This window comes from Frankia sp. AgKG'84/4 (assembly GCF_023242965.2).
Classification (GTDB): domain Bacteria; phylum Actinomycetota; class Actinomycetes; order Frankiales; family Frankiaceae; genus Frankia.
The window spans coordinates 1-1,950 of record NZ_JALKFU020000980.1 but is presented as its reverse complement, the minus strand read 5'-3'; the positions used below and the strand labels follow the sequence as shown (position 1 = coordinate 1,950).

The following is a 1,950-nucleotide window of genomic DNA, read 5'->3' as shown; positions in this document are numbered from 1 at the left end:
GCTCGCCGCCGGCCTCGACCCGCTCGACCAGGGCGCGCAGCGCGTCGCGGTCGGCGACGTCGCAGGCCGCGAGGGTGACCCGGCTGCCGAGAGCGGTCAGCTCGGCGACGAGCTCGGCGGCTCCCGGTGCCTGCTCACCGCGACGGCTGGCGAGGACGAGGTGTGGCGCGCCGGCGCGGGCGAGCCAGCGGGCCAGCCTGGGGCCGAGCGCGCCGGTGCCGCCGGTGACGAGGACGGTGCCACGCGGGCGCCAGTCCGTGCCGCTTCCCCGGTCGGCCCGGTCAGCCTGGTCGGCGCTCCCCCGGTGGCCGGGGGCGGCCCGGACGAGTCGGCGGGCGAATGTTCCCGCGGGCCGGATCGCGACCTGGTCCTCGCCGCCGCCCGCCGGGCCGGCCGCGACGACCGCGAGCAGCTGGGCCACCGCGCGTTCGTCGCAGCCAGCGGGAAGGTCCACCAGACCACCCCAGCGATCGGGATGTTCCAGACCGACGACCCGGCCCAGCCCCCAGACCGCCGCCTGCACGGGAGCGTCGATCGGCTCGGACCGGCCGATGGACACGCCACCTCGGGTCAGCATCCACAGCGGCGCCGCCACATCGAGGTCGCCCAGCGCCTGGGTGAGCACCAGGTTCACGGCCAGCCCCGCCGGCAACCCCGGATGCGCCGGGTGGACGTTCTCGGCGAACGCCAACGTGGACAGGACCGCGACGGGTCGCACCGCACAGGCCGGGGCGCCGGCGAAGGCGTTGGTCAGCGCGGCGGCGACCGTGACGCGGTCGGTGTCGCCGTCGGCGAGTTCCACCGTGAGCACGTCGACACCTGCCCGGCGCAGACCATCGGTCACGGCGACCACCCACGGGTCCGCGCCGTGACCGACCGGGTGGACCAGCAGCGATGGGCCGGTGCGGGCGGGCTGTGTCGTGGCCTCGACCGGGCTCCAGGCGATCCGATAACGCCAGGTGTCGATGATGGACGCCCGGGCCTCGCGGCGGCGCCAGGACGAGAGTAGCGGCAGGGCCTCCCGCAGTGGCTCGAGCGGGACGTCGGCGCCGAGGGCGGTCGTCATCGCGGCCAGGTCCTCCTGGTCCACCGCGGCCCAGAACCGGGCCGTGGCCGGATCCGCCGCCGGCCCGGGCGTGATCTCGGGTGCGGCGGCGACGCGGGGCAGGTCCACCCAGTACCGCTGTTCCTGGAAGGCGTAGGTGGGCAGGTCGACCTGCCGCGGCGACGTCCCGAACGCCGGCGCCCAGTCCACGGCGGCGCCGTGGGTGAACGCCTCGGCGACGCTCGCGAGGAAACGATGGGGACCCCCGTCATCACGGCGCAGGGTCCCGAAGGTCACCGCGCTTGAATTCGGCGCCGCGTCGATGGTCTCCTGCATTCCCACCGTCAACACCGGATGCGCACTGACCTCGATGAACATCCGGTGACCGTCATCAACCAGCCGACGGACCGCCGGTCCGAACTCCACCGGCTGGCGTAGATTGCGCACCCAGTAGCCGGCATCCAGCACCGCGGAATCCACCAGCCCGCCGGTCACCGTCGAGAAGAACGGCACCCGCGGCACCCGCGGAACAACGCCCGCCAGCGTCGCGCGCAGCTCATCCGCGACACCGTCCACCTGCGCCGAATGCGACGCGTAGTCCACCGCGATCCGCCGAACCCGCACACCCTCCGCTTCACAGCCGGCGAGAAACTCCACCAACACCTGCGGATCACCCGACACCACCGTCGAACGCGGCCCGTTCACCGCCGCCACCGACAACCGCCCGCTCCACGGTCCGATCCGTTCCCTCACCTGACCGGACGGCAACGCCACCGACGCCATCCCACCCCGACCCGACAGTCGCGCCGCCACCAGCCGGCTGCGCAGCGCCACCACCCGCGCCCCATCCGCCAGACCCAACGCCCCCGCCACACACGCCGCCGCGATCTCCCCCTGCGAATGCC

Annotated in this window: 1 protein-coding gene; it reads right to left on the bottom strand. The window is 74.5% G+C overall.

Features of this window, described 5'->3' with window-relative positions:
• Positions 1 to 1,906 (bottom strand): SDR family NAD(P)-dependent oxidoreductase (locus tag MXD58_RS26560; RefSeq protein WP_250610517.1); only part of this gene is annotated, 1,906 nt, incomplete at its 3' end.
• Positions 1,907 to 1,950: the final 44 nt, after the last annotated feature.